Below are 19,510 nucleotides of genomic sequence, written 5' to 3' on the forward strand. Positions count from 1 at the left end.
TTGGGACTGTCGTCTCCTCAGGCCACGCCCTTGGCCTTGAACCACTGCACCAAGAAATCCACGAACACGCGCACCTTTGCCGGCAGGTAGCGGCGGTGCGGGTAGACGGCGAAGATACCCCCGCCCGAATACATCCGGTCGTCCATCAGCGCCACGAGGTTGCCCGCTTCGATCTCGGGCGCGGCGATGAAGTCGGGCAGGATCGAGAAGCCCAGCCCGGAGACGGCGGCGGCCCGCGCCGTCAGCGGGCTGTTGACCTCGATGGGGCCGGAGACCGCAACGCTCACCATTTCGCCCCCGTCGCCCTTGAACGGCCAGTTCGACAGCCAGCGGCCATTGGTGTCGACGATGCAGGGACGCGATGCCAGCTGTTGCGGGCTCTGCGGCATGCCGACGCGCTCGATCAACGCCGGCGATGCGCAGAGCCGGACGCCGAAGGGCGACAGCCGCCGCGCGATCAGCGAGGAGTTCTCCAGCCGCGAAATGCGGATGGCGAGGTCAAAGCCCTCCTCGACAAGGTCGACGAAGCGGTCGTCGAGATTGATGTCGAGCACGATGTCTGGATGCTCCAGCGCGAAGTCGATCAGGCTCTGGCCGATCGGCGCATCGGCGAAGGTGCGCGGCGCCGAAAGCTTTATCCGGCCGCGCACGTCGCCGGAGGATTCGCGCACCGTGTCGGCCAGGCTGTCGATCTCGCGGATGATCTCGACGGCGCGCTTGTAATAGGTGTGGCCCGCCTCCGTCATGGAGAACTGGCGCGTGGTGCGGTTGAGCAGCAGCGCGCCGAGTTCGTCTTCCAGTTCGCGGACATACTTCGACAGCAGCGCCTTGGAGCGGCCGATCTTGCGCGCCGCCGCCGAAAACCCCTCCGCCTCGACCACGTCGATGAAGGCGCGCATGCGGGTGAGGGTGTCCATGTCAGGTGGTTCCGGTGCTGGCGAGGATTGTGCAGGCAAGGCGGATCAGCGCGCGGTCGCTGCCTGCCGGGCCGAGCAGCGAGAGGCCGAAGGGCGCGCCGTCGACGGTGCCGAGCGGCAGGGTGATCTGCGGTAAGCCGGCGAGGCCCGACAGGCAGAGCAGCCGCAGCGCGCGCTCGCGATAGGCCTGGATGGCGTCGAAGCCGGTGTCGGTCAGCGGCGCGGCGCCCGGCATGGTGGGCAGGACGAGGAGGCCGCCCGTGCCCAGCCTGTCGGCGAGCGCGGCCCGGAAGGCGTCGCGCACGGCGGTTTCGTGCCGCACGGTCGCCGCGTCGATGGTGGCGCCGAATTCAAAGCGCTCCTTGACGCCCGGCCCGAGCTTGCGGTCGCCCGACGCGATGAACGGGCCGTGGACGGCCCAGGCTTCGGCGGCCTGGATGCGGCGGAAGGCCCAGTAGAGATCGTCGATCGATTGCGGCAGGGGCTGCGCCGTCTCCGGCGTGCCGATGACGCGTGCGACGGTCCCGACCATCCGCTCGTATTCCGCCCGCTCGGCGGGACCGAGGACGAGGTTGTCGAGGATTGCCAGCCGGATCGGCTTCCAGCGGCGCGCCGCATCGTGCGGATCGGCGGGAAGCAGGATGTCGGCCACCCGCTCGTAGGTCGCGATGTCCTTCGCGAACCAGCCGAAGGTGTCGAGCGAGGGGGCCAGCGGCATCGCGCCGTCGAGCGAGACAGCGCCGTGGGTGAGGCGCAGGCCGATCAGGCCGCAGAAGCTCGCCGGACCGCGGATCGAGCCGCCGGTGTCGGAGCCGAGGCCGACGTCGGCCAGGCCGCCCGCCACCGCCGCGGCCGAGCCGGAGGAGGAGCCGCCGGTGACGCGGTCGGGTGCTGCCGGATTGACCGGGAATGGGTAGTGCGCGTTCTGGCCCATCAGCGAAAAGGTCAGCTCGTCGGTCTGGGTGCGGCCGACGAAGCGCGCGCCGGCGTCGAGCAGCGCCTGCACGGCCGGCGCGGTGCGCACGGCCGGGTCCGCCTCGGCCAGCTTCTGGGGATTGCCGCCGCCGGTCTTCTGGCCGGCGATGTCGTAGATGTCCTTGACCGCCAGCGTCAGGCCGGCCAGCGGCCCGGTCGATGCGCTTTCGGGGGCGGGCTCGTTCCGGTCGAGGAAGGCGTTGTAGGCGTCATGCATGCGGGTCATCGTCTTTGCCGGTGAAACGTCGGCGCGAGCATCGTTCAGCGGATGCGATTGCGCAAGCGCGTCGAGCGCCGCTTCGAGCCTGTCGAGGGCGCTGAGCTTCGGCCCATGCCGCGCCCGGGCGCGCTTCAGCCCCACCCGCATCCGTTCGCGGAAATCCTCGTCCAGGTAGCCCTGCTCGATGATGATGGCGGCGATGTCGGCTCCATTGTCGACGACGGCTTCGTCCTCGTCGTCGAAGGCGCCGTCGAGGCGCGCGGCCATGCCCTCCAGGTCCGGATGGCAGGCATCCTCGAAACGGATCGGCAGGTCGGCCTCGGCCAAGTCGCGCCAGGAGCCGTCGATCCGGATGAGATCCATGTCGAGCGCGACGATGCGCCAGTCGGGTTGGAGCGAACGCTGCTTCACGAACTCGGCCACTCGTTCGGTGAATGCCGGATCGGCCAGCTTGCCGATCCGCACGAGATCGCGGCCCACGCGATTGGGATTCGCCACCGTTACATATGTCTCGATATCCGACAGGATCTGCTCGGCCTCCTCGACGGTGATTCCCGGGCGTTCGACCGTCGCCGCCGGTTCGCCGCGGGCAGGCCGTTCGAGAGCCGCTTCCAGCGCCGCCAGCTTCGCGCCGTCCGAGATGCCCCTCATTCGGGCTCGCCGCATACCATCGTGTATCCGGGTGCGGAAGGCTTCGTCCAGATAGCCCTGCTCGATGAGGTCGGTGGCGACTTCGGCGGCAATGTCGACCACGAAGGGCTCGGGGTCGTCGAAACCGGCCGCGATGCGCTCAGTGGCGGCGGCAACGTCCCTGTGCAGGTTTCGCTCGATCAGGATGAGGTCCATTTGCAGCCGCAACTCGCGCCAGCTCGGATGACCAGAATTGCGTGCGACGAGCCCGTCGAAGCGCTCGTGGAGGCCGGTGCCGGGAAGCAGGCTCCAGCGGACGAACTCGGTTGCCATGACATAGGTGCTGTCGACTTCGGCGCGGCCCTCATAAAAAGCGAGTTGCCTTTCAGCCTCCTCGATGTCGCGCTTCGTGCGATGCCGGGCAAGATCCTGGTCGAGGGCTTCGACGCGCCCAGCCTCATTGGCGTCCATCGAGCGCAGCCGGGTCGCGACCTCCCGAAGGATCCGGCCTTCGCCGGCGAGCCACGTCCAGCGGTCCGGGTCGTCCCGCGCAAGCCGGTCCACCAGATCGCTCGCGAGCGCCGGCGGGGCGCGCCGCAGCACGTCGGCAACGGCATGGCGGACGCATTTCGCCGATGCTTTCGCCTCGGCTGATTCGGACTCGCGAGGGGCCAGGCCGGCGATGACGGCGAGACAGGGCGCGTGGCCGGTTGCGTCGAACCGCTCTCCCAGAGCATCGGCATCCGCGACGAGGGTGGCACCCGGTGCGTGCCTTGTGAAGGCGGCGAGGGCGTCATCGATGGAAGCGCCGGGGTCAAGGCCCGCAACGGCGGCATGGGCCGCCTCATGACCGGCCTTGATTTCGCCTATCCGGGACGCCAGCGCCTTGACGCGGCGCGTCATCGGTGGCGCCGAGTGGGGCGGGGATTTGGCACTTGTCCTGAAGGACTTGAACACCTGATGGAGCGCGAAGACGACGAGCAGGAGCGTGCCGATCACCACGGCGATCGCAAGCGCCAGACTCATGTCGCGTCGGCTCCCCAAATCCTGGCAAGCGGCCGTCTGGCCGATGCGAGCCACGGCGGCAATCCGCCGTCGCGCCGCTCGTCTTACGTACACGAAGTTTTTCGTGGCGACGTGATTTTTCCGTTGATTGTGACACCCCCTGTCCCTATATCCGCGCTTGCCCAAAGTCGCACGTGCCTGTGGGTGTCCGCCGGTCCCTCGAATGGCGAGGAAATCGGTAAGGTAACCGGAGCTAACCCCTCCGGTCGGTTCGACGGCCAACCGCCGATCCGAGGACACCTTGAAGCAACGACGGTGCGGGCCTTTCTGGTTCTCTTCCGGTCGTCCAAAGACCGGGGTTACTGAAGAGGCACACCATCATTGCCGGCAGTGCGGTTGGGATCTCCCATCCAAGCCAAGGCAGACAAAGCGGATTACGGCCGGGCGGTCGTGATCCATCGCCGCGAGACGGCATTGCGTGGTTCCGGGGTCTCCACCGGCTGGCTCCACGCCTTCGACGTCTCGACTTTGTCCACCCTGTGTTCGCGCGGCTGACGGCCGGCGTCGCAGAGCCTGCTTGTGCGCGCCCGAAAGGCGCGATTGGAGAGACCCGATGGCCACCCAGCGTATCCTCGACTTCCTCGCCACCCGTCGTCCCGCCGGCCCCTGCCTGGTGGTCGACCTCGACGTGGTCGCCGACAACTTCCGCGCCTTCGAGAAGGCGCTTCCGCAGAGCAAGATCTACTACGCCGTGAAGGCCAACCCGGCGCCGGAGATCCTGCGCCTGCTCGCCTCGATGGGGTCGTCCTTCGACACCGCCTCGGTGGCCGAGGTGGAGATGGCGATGGATGCCGGCGCGCCGGCCGAGCGCATCTCCTTCGGCAACACCATCAAGAAGGAGCGCGACATCGCGCGTGCCTTCGAGCTCGGCATCCGGCTGTTCGCGGTCGATTGCGTTGAAGAGGTCGAGAAGGTCGCCCGCGCCGCCCCCGGCAGCCGCGTGTTCTGCCGCGTGCTGACCGACGGCGAGGGCGCCGAGTGGCCGCTGTCGCGCAAGTTCGGCTGCGTACCGGCGATGGCGGTCGACGTGCTGCGCCGCTCGCGAGAGCTCGGCCTCGAGGCTCATGGCGTGTCGTTCCACGTCGGCTCGCAGCAGTGCGACCTGACCGCCTGGGACCGCGCGCTCGGCGACGCCAAGCGCGTCTTCGCGACGCTGGCCGAGGAAGGCATCGTGCTCAAGATGGTCAACATGGGCGGCGGCTTCCCGACGCGCTACCTGCGTGACGTGCCGGTGGCGCAGGCCTATGGCCAGGCGATCTTCGAGGCGCTGTCGAAGCATTTCGGCAACCAGATCCCGGAGACCATCATCGAGCCGGGCCGCGGCATGGTCGGCAATGCGGGCGTCATCAAGTCGGAAGTCGTCCTGATCTCCAAGAAGGCCGACAACGACAACGTGCGCTGGGTCTATCTCGACATCGGCAAGTTCGGCGGGCTGGCCGAGACGATGGACGAGGCGATCCGCTACCCGATCGTCACCCCGCGCGACGGCACCGAGCTCGGTGCCTGCGTGCTGGCCGGCCCGACCTGCGATTCGGCCGACGTGATGTACGAGAAGACGCCGTATCCGCTGCCGCTGTCGCTGACCATCGGCGACGAGGTGCTGATCGAGGGCACGGGCGCCTACACGACGACCTACGCCTCGGTCGCCTTCAACGGCTTCGAGCCGCTCCGATCCTACGTGATCTGACGGCTCGCCGGCCTTCTGCCGGACGCCTTCAGATCATGCCTGCCGCCGGGGTTTCGCCCCGGCGACGGGTTCGCTCGTGGACAATTCATCCGCTTGTGAAGGATCGCGGAGATGAACTGCAACCTTGCCATGACCGGCGCCGGCGTTGCGCCGATGATTCACGCCGAAACCGCTGCCGACGTCGCCCAGCGCGAGGCGCTGCTCGACCGGGCCATGGGCTCCGGCCGCAAGCGCAAGTCGTCGGAGAAGCTGCGGCGCGGGCGGCGTCCGTCGGAGGGGCTCGCCTTTTCGGCGAAGGACGCCGACGGCCGGCTCGTCGGCACCGTGCGCCTGTGGGACGTCACGGCCGGCGAGGGCGGCGCACCCGCGCTGCTGCTCGGGCCGCTGGCGGTTGACCCTTCGGTCAAGTCGGCCGGCATAGGCTCGGCGCTGATGCGCCAAGCGATCGCGGAGGCGCGGCGGCTCGGCCATGGCGCGATCCTGCTGGTGGGCGATGCGCCCTATTATGCCCGCTTCGGGTTCTCGGCGGGCAAGACCGACGCGCTGTCGATGCCCGGCCCCTACGAGAAGAGCAGGTTCCTGGCGCTCGAACTCATCGAGGGCTGGCTCGACGGCGCCAGGGGCACGCTGAAGGCGGCCGGCCGCAAGGCGAAGGCGGAGCGCAAGCGGATGGCGGCCTAGTTCCGGCGGCGCAGTCTTCTCCGCATTGCTGCACGGCCGCGCGAGTCCCCGCACGCCTGTCCGCGCAAGCTCCGGCGGGCCGTGCGGAGAGTTCCGCCCGCCGGTCCATTTCCGTGATGAAGATGCGGCCGGGCCGACGGCATCAGGACGTGTCGTAGGGCTGGAACGCGCCGCAGCCCAAGGCGACGCTAAGGGTGCCGACAGGCGGGTGCGAAGCCCGCGGCCGGCGCGGGCCCTGGAGGGCCGGCGTCCAGGCGTGGAGCGCGCAGGCGTCGTCGAGAAGGGCGCCAAGGAAGGCCGCCAGCCAGCGCAGGCGCCAGGCGAGCACTGCCGCATCGGCAGGATCGCTGCCGGGCTGTGCCTCGTCCTCGAAGAAGGGCTGATCGATGCCGGTCACGTCGGCGACGTAGCGGCAGAGCACGTCCTCGGCGCGACGCAGGAGGGCCAGCACGAAACAGCGGACGAGGAAGGCGCGGGCAGCCGACCGCTCGGCGTGCACGGCCAGCGCGGCGAGTGCCGCGATGATCTGCCTGAGCGTTCGTTCGTCCCTGTCCATCCCAGCCCTCCATCGGCCGCGCTCATCGTGACGCAGGTGGAGGGGGGTGTGGATAGAACAAGGTAAAAATCGCGGAAGGTGTTGATTTCGTTGGTGGCGGCCCGGTGCAATGGCTGCCGGAAATGCGGGGACAGTTTACTTAACTCGAATCGAGAAGGACTGAAGAAGGCATCGAATTCTGCCGAATTAAGTAAGCTGTCCCCGTATTTCCTCCAGACCGCCGGCCTCCAGACCGCCGACGGCCTGCACGGCGAGACCAGGGCCGGGGGCGTGCCGTGCGAAGAGGGGCGCGGATCGGTGAGAGCGGGCGGAACCGGCACCTGCCGACGGGCGAGGCATGGATCCCGGATACGCGCCGTCTCGCTTCGCTCGACGCCGTGTTCCGGGATGACGAGGCGAAGGGGTACGCGTTTGGAGGGGCGTTGCGTCTGTCTGCTTCGCCGTTGCGTCCGGCTGCCTCGCCTTTGCCGCGGCTCCGCTTCATCCATTGCTCCGGCGCCCTTTCCCCTTCGTCATCCTGGGCGAAGCCGGAGCGAAGCGGAGGCGCAGACCCGGGATCCATGCCTCGGCCGGTGTCGAAGGGCGGGACGACGAAGTAAGGCGGCGGCGCCCGGGGGGCTTCGGCGCCGTCACGCTTGCCGGTAGCGCCGAGGCATGGATCCCGGATACGCGCCGCCTCGCTTCGCTCGACGCCGCGTTCCGGGATGACGAGGCGGAGGGGGCGCCGGCGGGCGCTGGCTGGCGCGTTTGGGCGCCGGCTGCGGCCTGCCTCAGAGCGCCTGGCTGAGCGCCATGGCGGCCGACATGTCGCCGGCGACCTTCATCTTGCCGGTCATGAAGGCGGCGGTGGGGTTGAGGTCGCCGGCGATCAGGGATTCGAAGTTGTCCATGCTCATCGAGATCGTGCAGTCGGCATCGCCATCGCCGACCGTGGCGCTTTCGCCGTCGATCAGGATGGCACCGTCGGCGCCGAGGTCGATCTTGACGGACCGGTCGAAGCCGGTGCCCGAAAGGCGCTGGTCGATCTTGGATGCGATCTGGTCGAGGCTCATCTCAGTCTCCATGATGCGGCGAACATCGTTCGCCCGTTTGTGTCACGCGTCGGCGCCGTGCCGTTGGTGTTTTCCTCCCTTACCAGCCGATTGACGTTTACGTCAACGTTGTCTAGCCTTGGACGATGCGGGAGGAGGAGCCGGCATTGACCCATCGAAGCATCTTGCGCGCGGAATGTTTCCGCGGTGCGACGCGATGCCCCGGTTCAAAGGCGTGTCCCTGATGCCAGTGCTCGCGTCCCGGCTCGACACGCGTTCGCAGGCCTTTCGCGCCAATGCCGAGGCGATGGCGGCGAAGCTGTCGGAGGTGCGCGACCTCGAGGCGAAGATCCGCGCCAATTCGGCCTCGCGCGCCGACCGGTTCGCCGAGCGCGGCCAGATCCTGCCGCGCGAGCGCGTCGAGCGCCTGCTCGACCGCGGCCAGCCCTTCCTCGAACTGATGACGCTGGCCGGCCTGCGCATGCATGACGACGACGGCGGCCGGAACATCATGGGCGGCGGCACGATCGCCGGCATAGGCGTCGTGGCGGGGCGACGCTGCATCGTCTCGGCGTCCGACAGCGGCATCAAGGGCGGCACGGTGCCGCCGATCGGGCTGAAGAAGGCACTGCGCCTGCACGAGATCGCCTTCGAGAACCGCCTGCCGCTGATCTATCTGGTGGAGAGCGGCGGGGCCAACCTGCTCCACCAGGCGGAGATGTTCGTGGAAGGCGGGCGCTCCTTCGCCAATCAGGCGCGGCTGTCGGCGGCCGGCATCCCGCAGGTCGCCATCGTGCACGGATCCTCGACGGCCGGCGGCGCCTACCTGCCGGGCCTGTCGGACTACGTCGTGCTGGTGCGCGACCGCTCGAAGATCTTCCTCGCCGGCCCGCCGCTGGTAAAGGCGGCGATCGGCGAGGACGCCTGCGACGAGGACCTCGGCGGGGCGGACCTGCACGGCCGCGTCACCGGGCTTGGCGAGCATGTCGCCGACGACGACCTGCAGGCACTGGCAATCGGTCGCGAGATCATGCGCAACCTGACCTGGGACGAGGCCGGGCGCATGTCGGCCGCCGCGCCGCCGCTGTTCGACGCCGAGGAGCTTGCGGGCATCGTCTCCGCCGACGGACGCCAGCCCTTCGACATGAGGGAAGTGATCGCCCGCGTCGTCGACGGCTCGGATTTCTTCGAATTCAAGGCGGAATATGCGCCCGACACGCTGTGCGGCCACGCCGCGATCGACGGACATCGCGTCGGCATCCTGGCCAACAACGGTCCGATCATGCCGGCAGGGTCGCTCAAGGCGGCGCAGTTCATCCAGCTCTGCGACCAGGCCGGCACGCCGCTGGTCTTCCTGCAGAACACGACCGGCTACATGGTCGGCACCGCGGCCGAGCGCGAGGGGGCGATCAAGCACGGGTCGAAGATGATCCAGGCGGTGGCCAATGCGCGGGTGGCAAAGTTCACGATCGTAATCGGCGGATCCTACGGCGCCGGCAACTACGGCATGTGCGGCCGGGGCTTCTCGCCCCGCTTCATCTTCTCCTGGCCGTCGGCCCGCACCGCCGTCATGGGGGGCGAACAGGCGGCGAAGGTGATGGAGATCATCACGCGGGGAAAAGGCGGCGCGGTCGACGAGGCGGCGCTTTCGAAGATGACGGCCGGCATCCGCGCCGGCGTAGAGGCGCAGTCCACCGCGCTCTACGCCACGGCCAGGCTGTGGGACGACGGGATCATCGATCCGCGCGACACGCGCGCCGTGCTGGCGCTGTGCCTGACCATTGCAGCGGAGGGCGAGGGGCGGGTGCTGCGGGCGAATACGTTTGGGGTGGCGCGGGGGTGAATGCGGGGACAGTTTTACCCCGTCTACCCGATAACCGAAATTTGTCGGGTCGGACGATGTGAAAGTTGTCGTTGATGGTGTCTCGGAAGGATTTTCACTTCTCGGGGAGCGTCGACTTGAAGAATCGCATGATGGGCGTGTGGGTGAATACGGGGACAGTTTGCTTAATTCGGATTGTATTTGCCTTCCGTTAAATTCATCATCGGTCCGAGTTAAGTAAACTGTCCCCGTATCTATTTTGCAGGACGGTATTTGGAGGAAACCACATGCACTTCACACCCGAACACGACTCGCTGCGCCGGACCGTGGCGCGGTTCGTCGAGACGGAACTCAATCCCCATGTCGACGCCTGGGAGGCTGCGGAGGCGTTTCCCTCGCACGACGTCCTGAAGAAGATGGGCGATCTCGGCCTGCTCGGCGTGAAGTACGATCCCGATTATGGCGGGCTCGGGCTCGACTTCTCCTATTCCATGGTGATGGCCGAGGAACTGGGCGCGTGCCATTGCGGCGGCGTGCCGATGGCGATCGGCGTCCACACCGACATGTGCACCCCGGCGCTGAACCGCTTCGGCTCCGACCATGTGAAGCGGAACTTCCTCGCGCCGTCGATCGCGGGTGACGTGGTCGGCTGCCTCGGCGTCTCGGAGCCCGGCGGGGGCTCGGACGTGGCGGCGGTGAAGACCGTGGCGCGCAGGGACGGTGGCGACTACGTCATCACGGGCACCAAGATGTGGATCACCAACGGCATGGAGGCCGACTGGTGCTGCCTGCTCGCAAACACCTCGGACGGTGCGCCGCACAAGAACAAGTCGCTGATCTGCGTGCCGATGGATGCCGCGGGCATCACGCGGCAGAAGATCCGCAAGATCGGCATGCATTCCTCCGACACCGCCCAGCTGTTCTTCGACGAGGTGCGGGTGCCGGTGGCCAACCTGATCGGCCAGGAGGGCATGGGCTTCACCTACCAGATGCTGCAGTTCCAGGAGGAGCGGCTTTATTCGGCGGCGAGTTCGCTGAAGGGCTTCGACCGGCTGATCGACCTGACCATCGAGTATACCGGCCAGCGGCAGGCCTTCGGCAAGCCCATCCTCGACAACCAGGTGGTGCATTTCCGGCTGGCCGAGCTCCGCACCGAGGTGGAGGCGCTGCGCGCCCTGACCTGGAGCGCGATCGAGCAGTACGTGGCCGGCGCCGACGTGACGCGGCTCGCCTCCATGGCCAAGCTGAAGACCGGGCGACTGGCGCGCGAACTCACCGATGCCTGCCTGCAGTACTGGGGCGGGATGGGTTACACGGCCGACAATCCGGTGAGCCGGGCCTGGCGGGACACGCGGCTGGTGTCGATCGGGGCCGGGGCCGACGAGATCATGCTCGGCATCATCGCCAAGCTGGAGGGCACGCTGCCCGGGACCGGCAACAGGGCGCGGGGATGAGAGTGGTGCGTCCTTCGAGGCTCGCTTCGCTTTCGGGGCGAGCCACGGGTCTCGCCCGTCCTTCGGACCCTCAGGATGAGGACCGGGGGGGCTTCCTGCAGATCTGGAACGCCGCAACCAAAGGACTGCGCTCGATCCGCACCGAGGGTCCTCATCCCGAGGTGCGAGCGGAGCGAGCCTCGAAGGACGCACGACGATGATCCGCTCCCTCCTCATCGCCAATCGCGGCGAGATCGCCTGCAGGATCATCCGCACGGCGCAGCGGATGGGGATCGCCACGGTCGCGGTCCACAGCGATGCCGATGCCGGGGCGCCGCATGTTCGGATGGCCGACCGCGCGGTGCGGATCGGGCCGGCGGAGGCGGCGCGGTCCTATCTCGATCAGAATGCCATCCTTGCCGCGGCCCGACTGGCGGGAGCCGACGCGGTGCATCCGGGCTATGGCTTCCTGTCGGAGAACGCGGATTTTGCCGATGCCTGCGCGTCGGCCGGGCTGGTCTTCGTCGGGCCGCCGGCATCGGCGATCCGGGCCATGGGCGACAAGGCGAAGGCGCGCATCCTCGTGGCGGCGGCCGGGGTGCCGGTGGTGCCGGGCTATGACGGCGAGGACCAGTCGGCCGAAAGGATGGCCGCGGAGGCGAAGCGGATCGGCTTCCCTCTCCTTGTGAAGGCGTCGGCCGGCGGAGGCGGGCGCGGCATGCGGCGGGTGCGGACGGCGGACGATCTCGCCGAAGCCATCGCGAGTGCGCGGCGCGAGGCGGAGAACGCCTTCGGCAGCGGAGACCTGATCCTGGAACGGCTGGTGGAGGAGGCGCGGCACATCGAGGTTCAGGTCTTTGCCGACGGCCACGGCCACGTCATCCATCTCGGCGCGCGCGACTGTTCGGCGCAGCGCAGGCACCAGAAGATCGTCGAGGAAAGTCCGCCGCCAATCGCCGCGGGCGTGCTCGACGCGATGGCGCGCGACGCGATCGCCTGCGCGAAGGCGGTGGCCTATGTCGGGGCGGGGACGGTGGAGTTCATCGCCGGCGCGGACGGCGGCTACCACTTCCTGGAGATGAACACGCGGCTGCAGGTGGAACACCCGGTGACCGAGATGGTGACCGGGCTCGACCTCGTCGAATGGCAGCTGCGGGTGGCGCAGGGCGAGCCGCTGCCGCTGCGGCAGGAGGAGGTCGTCTTCGCCGGCCATGCCATCGAGGCGCGGCTCTATGCGGAGGACCCGCAATCCGGCTTCCGGCCGCAGACGGGGACGGTGCGCGGCTGGCGGCCGGAGGTGTCGCCCGACGAGCCGGGGCTGCGCATCGACACGGGCGTGGAGGAAGGGCAGGCGGTGACGCCCTTCTACGACCCGATGATCGCCAAGCTGATCGCGCATGGCCGCGACCGCGACGAGGCGATCGGCCGGCTGGTGCTGGCGCTGCGGCGCCGGCCGCTGTTCGGGCTGAAAACCAACCGCGGCTTCCTCGTCGACCTGCTGGCGTCGCCGGAGTTCCGCGCCGGCGCCGTGACGACGGACCTGATCGACCGCTGGATCGCCGCCGACGCCGCGCTGCTGCGCGCCGCACCGCCGGAGCGGGAGACGGTGGCGCTGGCCGCCGCGTGGCTGGCGCTGTCGGCGCCGGGCGGCTGGTTCCGCTCGACGGGCATCGCCGCCTGCCCGATCACGCTCGACTGCGACGGCACGCGCTTCGAGACCGTGGTGCGCTTCGATCGCGGCCGCCTCGCCGGAGTCTTCGTCGACGGGGAGGCGGCAGCGCTCGCCGAGGCGCGGATCGAGGGCGCGCGCCTTTACGCGGTCCTGGGGGAGGATGCGGCGGGGGGCGGGTCGCTCGCCGTCGCGACCGTATTCGCCGAGGGGCGCGACGTCTGGCTCGATCGCGACGGCCGGACCTGGCGCTTCAGCGAACCGGACCGGCTCGCTTCGCGACTGCCGGAGGCCGATCCCTCGGTCATCCGGACGCCGGTGACCGGGGCGCTGCGCGCGCTTTCCGTCTCGGCCGGCGACCGGGTGGAGGCCGGGCAGACGGTCGGCATGGTGGAGGCGATGAAGATGGAGACGGTGCTTGCCTCCTCCGGCTCCGGCACCGTGTCGGCTGTCCGGGCCGGCTGCGGCGAGCAGGTGCGCGCCGGCGACGTGATCGTGGAACTCGAGCTCGACGGCTGACGGAAACGTCGCCGCGAATGCGAAGGGGGTAGCGACGATGCGTTCGCGTTTGCCCTGCCTGCCGCGCTCCGCTAGGACTCGGCGGCTGCGCGCGCCGGGGAGGGGCCGCACGCGACCCGCAACGGAGACGCCTCGTCCGCCCATGCCCTCATCCACACCCGTCCCGGTCTTCGACGGCCACAACGACACGCTGCTCAGGCTGCATTCCGCCAAGGTGGCCGAGCCCGAACGGCTCTTTCTCGACGGCGCGCGCAAGGGACACATCGACCTGCCGCGGGCAAGGCAGGGCGGTTTTGCGGGCGGATTCTTCGCCGTCTTCCCGCCGCCGCTCGGGCCGATCGATTTCTCGTCCCCCGCGCCGCCGCCCGGCAGCGACGAGCGGTTGCCGCCCGAACTGGCGCAGGGCGACGCAGCGGCGGCCACCTTCGCTATGGCGTCGATCCTGTTCCGGCTGGAACGCGCGTCGGACGGGGCGCTGACGGTCTGCCGCAGTGCCGCCGACATCCGCGCGGCGATGGATCGCAGTTCGATCGCGGCGCTGTTCCACATCGAGGGCGCGGAGGCGATCGGGCCGGATCTCGCGCTGCTCGACGTGCTGCACGCCGCCGGCCTGCGTTCGCTCGGCCCCGTCTGGAGCCGGCGTAACGTCTTCGGCGAGGGCGTGCCGTTCCGCTTTCCATCCTTGCCGGATACCGGACCGGGACTGACGGACGCAGGCAAGGACCTCGTGCGCGCCTGCAACCGGCTGAAGATCCTCGTCGATCTGTCGCATCTCAACGAGAAGGGGTTCCGCGACGTGGCGGCGATCACCGACGCGCCTCTGGTCGCCACCCATTCCAACGTGCACGCGCTCTGCCCCTCGGCGCGCAACCTGACGGAATGGCAATTGTCGGCGATCCGCGAGACCGGCGGCATGGTGGGGCTCAACTTCGCGACCGGCTTCCTGCGCTCCGACGGCCGCATGGGCGGCGACACCGCGCTCGACGTGATGATCGCGCATCTCGACGCGCTCGTGGAGGCGCTGGGCGAGGACGGCGTCGGCTTCGGGTCGGACTTCGACGGAGCTCCGATTCCAGCCGCCATCCGCGACGTCGCCGGCCTGCCGCGCCTGATCGAGGCGATGGAGGCGCGCGGCTATGGCCGGGATCTGATCGAGAAGATCGCCTGGCGGAACTGGGTCGGATTGCTGGAGCGGACGATCGGGTGAAACGGCTTCGGCGGCGGCGGGTGTCCGTTGCCGAGCAACGGCACACCCGTGCTCAATCGCCGCGACACGGCCCGTGCAGCTGCTCGATCCGGTCGGCCGTCAGGTGCTGCAGGCGCCAGAGGTGGCGGTCGTGGATGCCCATCTCCTCGAGATGCGCGACAGTGGCGTGAAGATACTCCGCCATCGAGCCGCGGAAGCCGCAGGCGGTGGCCAGCATGTCGGCGGTCGCCTCCTCGGTGAGGTCGCCGATGTAGCGGCCGCTGTTGCGGTTCATCGCGAAGGTCAGCGCCTTCAGCGGCCCTTGCGGGGTCGTCACCTTGATCCAGCGCGGCGGGAAGGCCGATGGGACCATGCTCATCTCGCGCCGGATCAGCCGGTCCATGTTGGGCTTGACCGCATCGCCGGGCAGGCGAAACACCACGCCGTGGCACTGGCCGCCGCGATCGATCGCCAGCATCAGGCCCGGCTGCTCGCGGTTGCCGCGGTAGCGGTAGTCCCAGCCGAGGCAGAAGCGCCTGTGCCAGCCTCGCGCCAGCGCAGTGCGCCGCTCCACGAAGTCGAATTCCGGGTTCCAGATCAGCGAGCCGTAGCCGAACACCCAGAACCCGTCCTCGGGCGCGCCGGCCATGATCTCGGCGACGACGCGCTCGTAGTCGGCGTCGGTCGCGGGCACCATGCCGGGGAAGACCTGAAATCCGGGGTCTGGAATGTGGCGCGCGAGCCGCGCGACATGGTCCTTCGTCAGCCGCATGCATCGCGGCGGCCTCTTCGCATTCATGGCACGTCTCGTCTCCTTGGCAGCGCCAGATAATCCCGCCCGGACGCCTTGTTCAAGCATCCGCGCGCGTGACACTTCGTTCAGGGCCAGACGCCGGCCGGGCCGGTGCTTGCGAAGCCGGGGCGCTTTGGCTATGGAAGCCGCGCATCCGCGCGGCGGCACAGCCCGTTGCGCCTCCCTTCAGTTTCCGCGGCCCGAGAGGCTGCGACCCCCGCAAAGGCATATCGCTTCCATGGCGCGCATCGTGATGAAATTCGGCGGGACTTCGGTTGCCGATATCGGTCGCATCCGCAACGTGGCGCGGCACGTCAAACGCGAGGTGGACGCCGGCCACGAGGTGGCGGTCGTCGTGTCGGCCATGGCCGGCAAGACCAACGAACTGGTCGGCTGGGTGCGCGACGCATCGAAGGCCGAAGGGGCGAACTTCAACATCTACGACGCCCGCGAATATGACGCCGTGGTGGCATCGGGCGAACAGGTCACGTCGGGGCTGCTGGCGCTGGTGCTGCAGTCGATGGGCATCCATGCGCGCTCCTGGCAGGGCTGGCAGATCCCGATCCGCACCGACAACGCCCACGGCGCGGCGCGCATCACCGACATCGACGGCTCGTTCCTGATCAAGCGCTTCGGCGAGGGTCAGGTGGCCGTGATCGCCGGCTTCCAGGGCATCGGACCGGATCACCGCATAGCCACGCTCGGCCGCGGCGGCTCCGATACCAGCGCGGTGGCGATCGCGGCGGCCGTGAAGGCCGACCGCTGCGACATCTATACCGACGTGGACGGCGTCTACACCACCGATCCGCGCATCGAGCCCAAGGCACGGCGGCTGGCGAAGATCAGTTTCGAGGAAATGCTCGAAATGGCCTCGCTCGGCGCCAAGGTGCTGCAGGTGCGCTCGGTCGAACTCGCCATGGTGCACAAGGTGCGCACCTTCGTACGGTCCTCCTTCGAGGATCCGGACGCACCGGGCATGGGCGATCTTCTCAATCCCCCCGGCACCCTCATATGCGACGAGGACGAAATCGTGGAACAGCAGGTTGTTACCGGCATCGCCTATGCCAAGGACGAGGCCCAGATATCGCTTCGCCGCGTCGCCGACCGACCGGGCGTCGCGGCCGGCATCTTCGGACCGCTGGCGGAAGCCAACATCAATGTCGACATGATCGTCCAGAACATCTCCGAGGACGGATCGCGCACCGACATGACCTTCACGGTGCCGTCGAGCGATCTCGACAAGGCGCTTGCCGTGCTCGACCGGTCGCGCGAGACCATCGGCTTCGAGCTGGTGCAGCACGATACCGGCATGGCCAAGGTCTCGGTGATCGGCATCGGCATGCGCAGCCATGCGGGCGTGGCCGCCACCGCCTTCAAGGCGCTGTCGGAAAAGGGCATCAACATTCGCGCCATCACGACGTCGGAGATCAAGATCTCGATCCTGATCGACGGCGCCTACACCGAGCTTGCAGTGCGGACTTTGCATTCCGTCTACGGTCTGGATAAGCAATAGTCCTACCAAACGTTGCTCGGCCTGCCGCATCCGCGATTCGCGCGGAGGCGGCGGAAGGCCGTGGGAGAAACGCCCGATGCGTGAAATCGCCGGCAGCCCGCGGGTATTGCTGAGACGGCTGCGCGAGATGATGGCCGAGGCGGCGGAGCCGCAGGCCCGGCTCGACCGCATCGTGCGCGAGATCGCCTCCAACATGGTGGCGGAGGTGTGCTCCCTCTACGTGCTGCGGGCGGACTCGGTGCTGGAGCTCTACGCCACCGAAGGCCTGAACCCGAGCTCGGTGCACCTGGCGCAGCTGCGGCTCGGGCAGGGCCTCGTCGGCACCATCGCAGCCAGCGCGCGGGCGCTCAACCTGCAGGACGCGCAGAACCATCCGGCCTTCACCTACCTGCCGGAGACCGGCGAGGAGATCTACCACTCGTTCCTCGGCGTGCCGGTGCTGCGCGCCGGGCGGACGCTCGGCGTCCTCGTCGTCCAGAACAAGACCAAGCGCCACTATGGCGACGACGAGGTGGAGGCGCTGGAAACCACCGCCATGGTCATCGCCGAGATGATCGCGACGGGGGACCTGCGGCGCCTCACCCGGCCGGGCATGGAGCTCGACCTGTCGCGCCCGGTGACGATCGACGGCCTGTCCTTCAACGAGGGCGTGGGGCTCGGCCACGTGGTGCTGCACGAGCCGCGCATCGTGGTGACCAACCTGTTCAACGAGGACGTCGACACCGAACTGCGCCGGCTGGACACGGCACTCGGCTCGCTCAGGGTCTCGATCGACGACATGCTGTCGCGGCGCGACGTGGCAAGCGAAGGCGAGCACCGCGCCGTGCTCGAGGCCTACCGGATGTTCGCGCACGACCGCGGCTGGGTGCGCCGGCTGGAGGAGGCGGTGCGCAACGGCCTGACGGCGGAAGCGGCGGTGGAAAAGGTGCAGAGCGACATGCGCGCGCGCATGATGCACATGACCGATCCCTATATGCGCGACCGGATGAACGATTTCGACGACCTCGGTAACCGGCTGCTCAGGCAGCTGATGGGGCACGGTCCGGAGAACCTCGCCGCAACGCTTCCGCGCGACGCGATCGTGGTGTCGCGCTCGATGGGTGCAGCCGACCTGCTCGACTATCCGCGCGACAAGCTGCGCGGGCTGGTGCTGGAGGACGCGGCCGCCACCAGCCACGTCGTGATCGTCGCCCGGGCCATCGGCATTCCCGTGACAGGCCAGGCCAAGGGCGCGGTGTCGATGGCCGAGAACGGCGACCCGATCATCGTGGACGGCGACGAGGGGCGGGTGCACCTTCGTCCGCAGCCCGACGTCGAGGCCGCCTTCGCCGAGAAGGCGCGTTTCCGCGCCCGCCGCCAGGAACTCTACCGCGAGCTGCGCAGCCGCCCCTCCGTCTCCCGCGACGGCGTGAAGGTGGAACTGATGATGAATGCCGGGCTGGCGGTCGACCTGCCGCAACTGGGCGATGCCGGTGCGGCCGGAATCGGCCTGTTCCGCACCGAACTGCAGTTCATGGTGGCGGCCACCTTCCCGCGAGCCCAGGCGCAGGAGACGCTCTACCGCCAGGTGCTGGAGGCGGCGGGCGACAAGCCGGTCACTTTCCGCACCATCGACATCGGCGGCGACAAGGTGCTGCCCTATTTCCGCGGGTCGGAGAAGGAGGAGAACCCGGCGCTCGGCTGGCGCGCGATCCGTCTCACGCTCGACCGCCCGGCGCTGCTGCGCACGCAGTTCCGCGCGCTGCTGAAGGCCGCCGGCGGCCGCGAGCTGCGCGTGATGCTGCCGATGGTGACCGAGGTCTCGGAAATCCGCCGGGCGCGCGAGATCATCGACCGCGAGGTCAGGCACTTGGCACGCTTCGGCCACCTCTTGCCCACGAGCCTGGCCATCGGCGCGATGGTGGAGGTGCCGTCGCTGCTGTTCCAGCTCGACGAACTGATGCGCGAGGTCGACTTCGTCTCGATCGGCTCCAACGACCTGTTCCAGTTCATGACGGCGACGGACCGGGGCAACGGCACGGTGGCGTCGCGCTTCGACCCGCTGTCGGCGCCGTTCCTGCGGGCGCTGAAGTCGGTGCTCGACGCGGGAATACGGGCCGGCACGCCGGTGACTCTTTGCGGCGAGCTCGCCAGCCGGCCGATCTCGGCCATGGCGCTGATCGGCCTCGGCTTCCGCTCGATCTCCATGTCGGCCGCCGCCATCGGCCCGGTCAAGGCGATGCTCGTCGACCTGCCCGTCGAGGCACTGACCGCGCAGATGGGGCTGATCCTCGGCGACGGCGGCGCAACCCACGACGCCCGCGCGATGCTGCGCACGTTTGCGGCGGAGCACGAGATTCCGCTGTAGGGGGGCGGGGGGCGATGGACGATCTCTTTCCCCTCGAGTTCATCATCGCGGAAACGCCGCGCTCGATTCAAGCCAAGCCCAAATCGGTCCAGAGATGGAAGGCGCTCGTGTCGGCCGCTGCGCAAAGTCGAATCGCTGAGGCGGTCGAACTACCGTGGCTGGATGAGCGACCGCTGGCGATGTCGGTGTACTATTTTCCACCCGCGCCTATGGACGGTGACATCGACAACATCATCAAGCCGATCATGGATGCGCTGGTCCGTGTCGTCTATCTCGACGATCGCGCCGTCGAACGCGTGGTGGCGCAGAAGTTCGAGCCGGGACTCGACTGGTCCTTCCAGCAGCCTAGCCCGTCTTATTCATGAGTTCGCTTTCGCGGATGGTGCCGGTCGACGATACGCGGGCAGTCGAGGCGTCTCTTTCACCGCGGGTGGGTCTGGACTTGTAGAACGCGCTGGAGGTTGAC

The 19,510-nt window shown here is 68.6% G+C and carries 14 protein-coding genes; 9 read left to right on the forward strand and 5 right to left on the reverse strand.

From position 1 onward, the window contains the following. Positions 1 to 17: 17 nt before the first annotated feature. Together N1F91_RS11235 and N1F91_RS11240 are read right to left on the reverse strand one after the other, a co-directional pair. Positions 18 to 917 carry a LysR family transcriptional regulator gene (locus N1F91_RS11235; RefSeq protein WP_289992189.1) on the reverse strand — a complete coding sequence of 300 codons (900 nt, stop codon included), beginning with the start codon at positions 915 to 917 and terminating at the stop codon, positions 18 to 20. A 1-nt stretch (position 918) separates the two neighbouring features. After that, positions 919 to 2,118, reverse strand: a complete 1,200-nt coding sequence (locus tag N1F91_RS11240) for an amidase (protein WP_289992225.1) — start codon at positions 2,116 to 2,118, stop codon at positions 919 to 921. 2,242 nt (positions 2,119 to 4,360) lie between these two features. Here N1F91_RS11240 and N1F91_RS11245 point away from each other — a divergent pair. Beyond that, positions 4,361 to 5,494, forward strand: coding sequence for a type III PLP-dependent enzyme (locus N1F91_RS11245; RefSeq protein ID WP_289992190.1), 1,134 nt, complete (start codon positions 4,361 to 4,363; stop codon positions 5,492 to 5,494). A 111-nt stretch (positions 5,495 to 5,605) separates the two neighbouring features. Next, positions 5,606 to 6,175, forward strand: coding sequence for an N-acetyltransferase (locus N1F91_RS11250; RefSeq protein ID WP_289992192.1), 570 nt, complete (start codon positions 5,606 to 5,608; stop codon positions 6,173 to 6,175). Between the two features lie 142 nt (positions 6,176 to 6,317). On the opposite strand, the gene N1F91_RS11255 is transcribed toward N1F91_RS11250, so the two are convergent. Then, the gene (locus N1F91_RS11255; RefSeq protein WP_289992196.1) at positions 6,318 to 6,731 is read right to left on the reverse strand and encodes a hypothetical protein; all 414 of its coding nucleotides are present in this window, start codon (positions 6,729 to 6,731) and stop codon (positions 6,318 to 6,320) included. A 770-nt stretch (positions 6,732 to 7,501) separates the two neighbouring features. Further along, complete coding sequence (locus N1F91_RS11260; RefSeq protein WP_289992198.1) at positions 7,502 to 7,783, reverse strand: SCP2 sterol-binding domain-containing protein; 282 nt, start codon at positions 7,781 to 7,783, stop codon at positions 7,502 to 7,504. 223 nt (positions 7,784 to 8,006) lie between these two features. On the opposite strand from N1F91_RS11260, the gene N1F91_RS11265 reads away from it, so the two are divergent. The 4 genes from N1F91_RS11265 (at position 8,007) to N1F91_RS11280 (ending at position 14,412) form a co-directional block, all read left to right on the forward strand. Next, positions 8,007 to 9,605, forward strand: coding sequence for a carboxyl transferase domain-containing protein (locus N1F91_RS11265; RefSeq protein ID WP_289992199.1), 1,599 nt, complete (start codon positions 8,007 to 8,009; stop codon positions 9,603 to 9,605). A 266-nt stretch (positions 9,606 to 9,871) separates the two neighbouring features. Further along, complete coding sequence (locus N1F91_RS11270) at positions 9,872 to 11,038, forward strand: acyl-CoA dehydrogenase family protein (RefSeq protein WP_289992200.1); 1,167 nt, start codon at positions 9,872 to 9,874, stop codon at positions 11,036 to 11,038. Positions 11,039 to 11,234: 196 nt separating this feature from the next. Further along, positions 11,235 to 13,205, forward strand: a complete 1,971-nt coding sequence (locus tag N1F91_RS11275) for a biotin carboxylase N-terminal domain-containing protein (protein ID WP_289992201.1) — start codon at positions 11,235 to 11,237, stop codon at positions 13,203 to 13,205. 142 nt (positions 13,206 to 13,347) lie between these two features. Continuing rightward, the gene (locus N1F91_RS11280) at positions 13,348 to 14,412 is read left to right on the forward strand and encodes a dipeptidase (protein ID WP_289992202.1); all 1,065 of its coding nucleotides are present in this window, start codon (positions 13,348 to 13,350) and stop codon (positions 14,410 to 14,412) included. A gap of 52 nt (positions 14,413 to 14,464) precedes the next feature. Here N1F91_RS11280 and N1F91_RS11285 read toward each other — a convergent pair whose 3' ends face one another. Further along, complete coding sequence (locus N1F91_RS11285) at positions 14,465 to 15,190, reverse strand: gamma-glutamylcyclotransferase (protein ID WP_289992204.1); 726 nt, start codon at positions 15,188 to 15,190, stop codon at positions 14,465 to 14,467. A 232-nt stretch (positions 15,191 to 15,422) separates the two neighbouring features. Between N1F91_RS11285 and N1F91_RS11290 the strand changes: the two genes are divergently transcribed. The 3 genes from N1F91_RS11290 to N1F91_RS11300 all read left to right on the forward strand — a co-directional run bounded on the left by N1F91_RS11290 (position 15,423) and on the right by N1F91_RS11300 (position 19,409). Next, positions 15,423 to 16,697, forward strand: coding sequence for an aspartate kinase (locus N1F91_RS11290; protein ID WP_289992206.1), 1,275 nt, complete (start codon positions 15,423 to 15,425; stop codon positions 16,695 to 16,697). A 76-nt stretch (positions 16,698 to 16,773) separates the two neighbouring features. After that, positions 16,774 to 19,044: a phosphoenolpyruvate--protein phosphotransferase gene (ptsP, locus tag N1F91_RS11295; protein ID WP_289992207.1), complete on the forward strand. Its 2,271-nt coding sequence runs from the start codon at positions 16,774 to 16,776 to the stop codon at positions 19,042 to 19,044. 14 nt (positions 19,045 to 19,058) lie between these two features. After that, entirely contained in the window at positions 19,059 to 19,409 is a 351-nt protein-coding gene (locus N1F91_RS11300) for a RusA family crossover junction endodeoxyribonuclease (protein ID WP_289992208.1), read from the forward strand. The last annotated feature ends 101 nt before the right edge of the window (positions 19,410 to 19,510 follow it).

This window comes from Aquibium sp. ELW1220, from assembly GCF_030398385.1.
In the GTDB taxonomy this organism is placed as follows: domain Bacteria; phylum Pseudomonadota; class Alphaproteobacteria; order Rhizobiales; family Rhizobiaceae; genus Aquibium.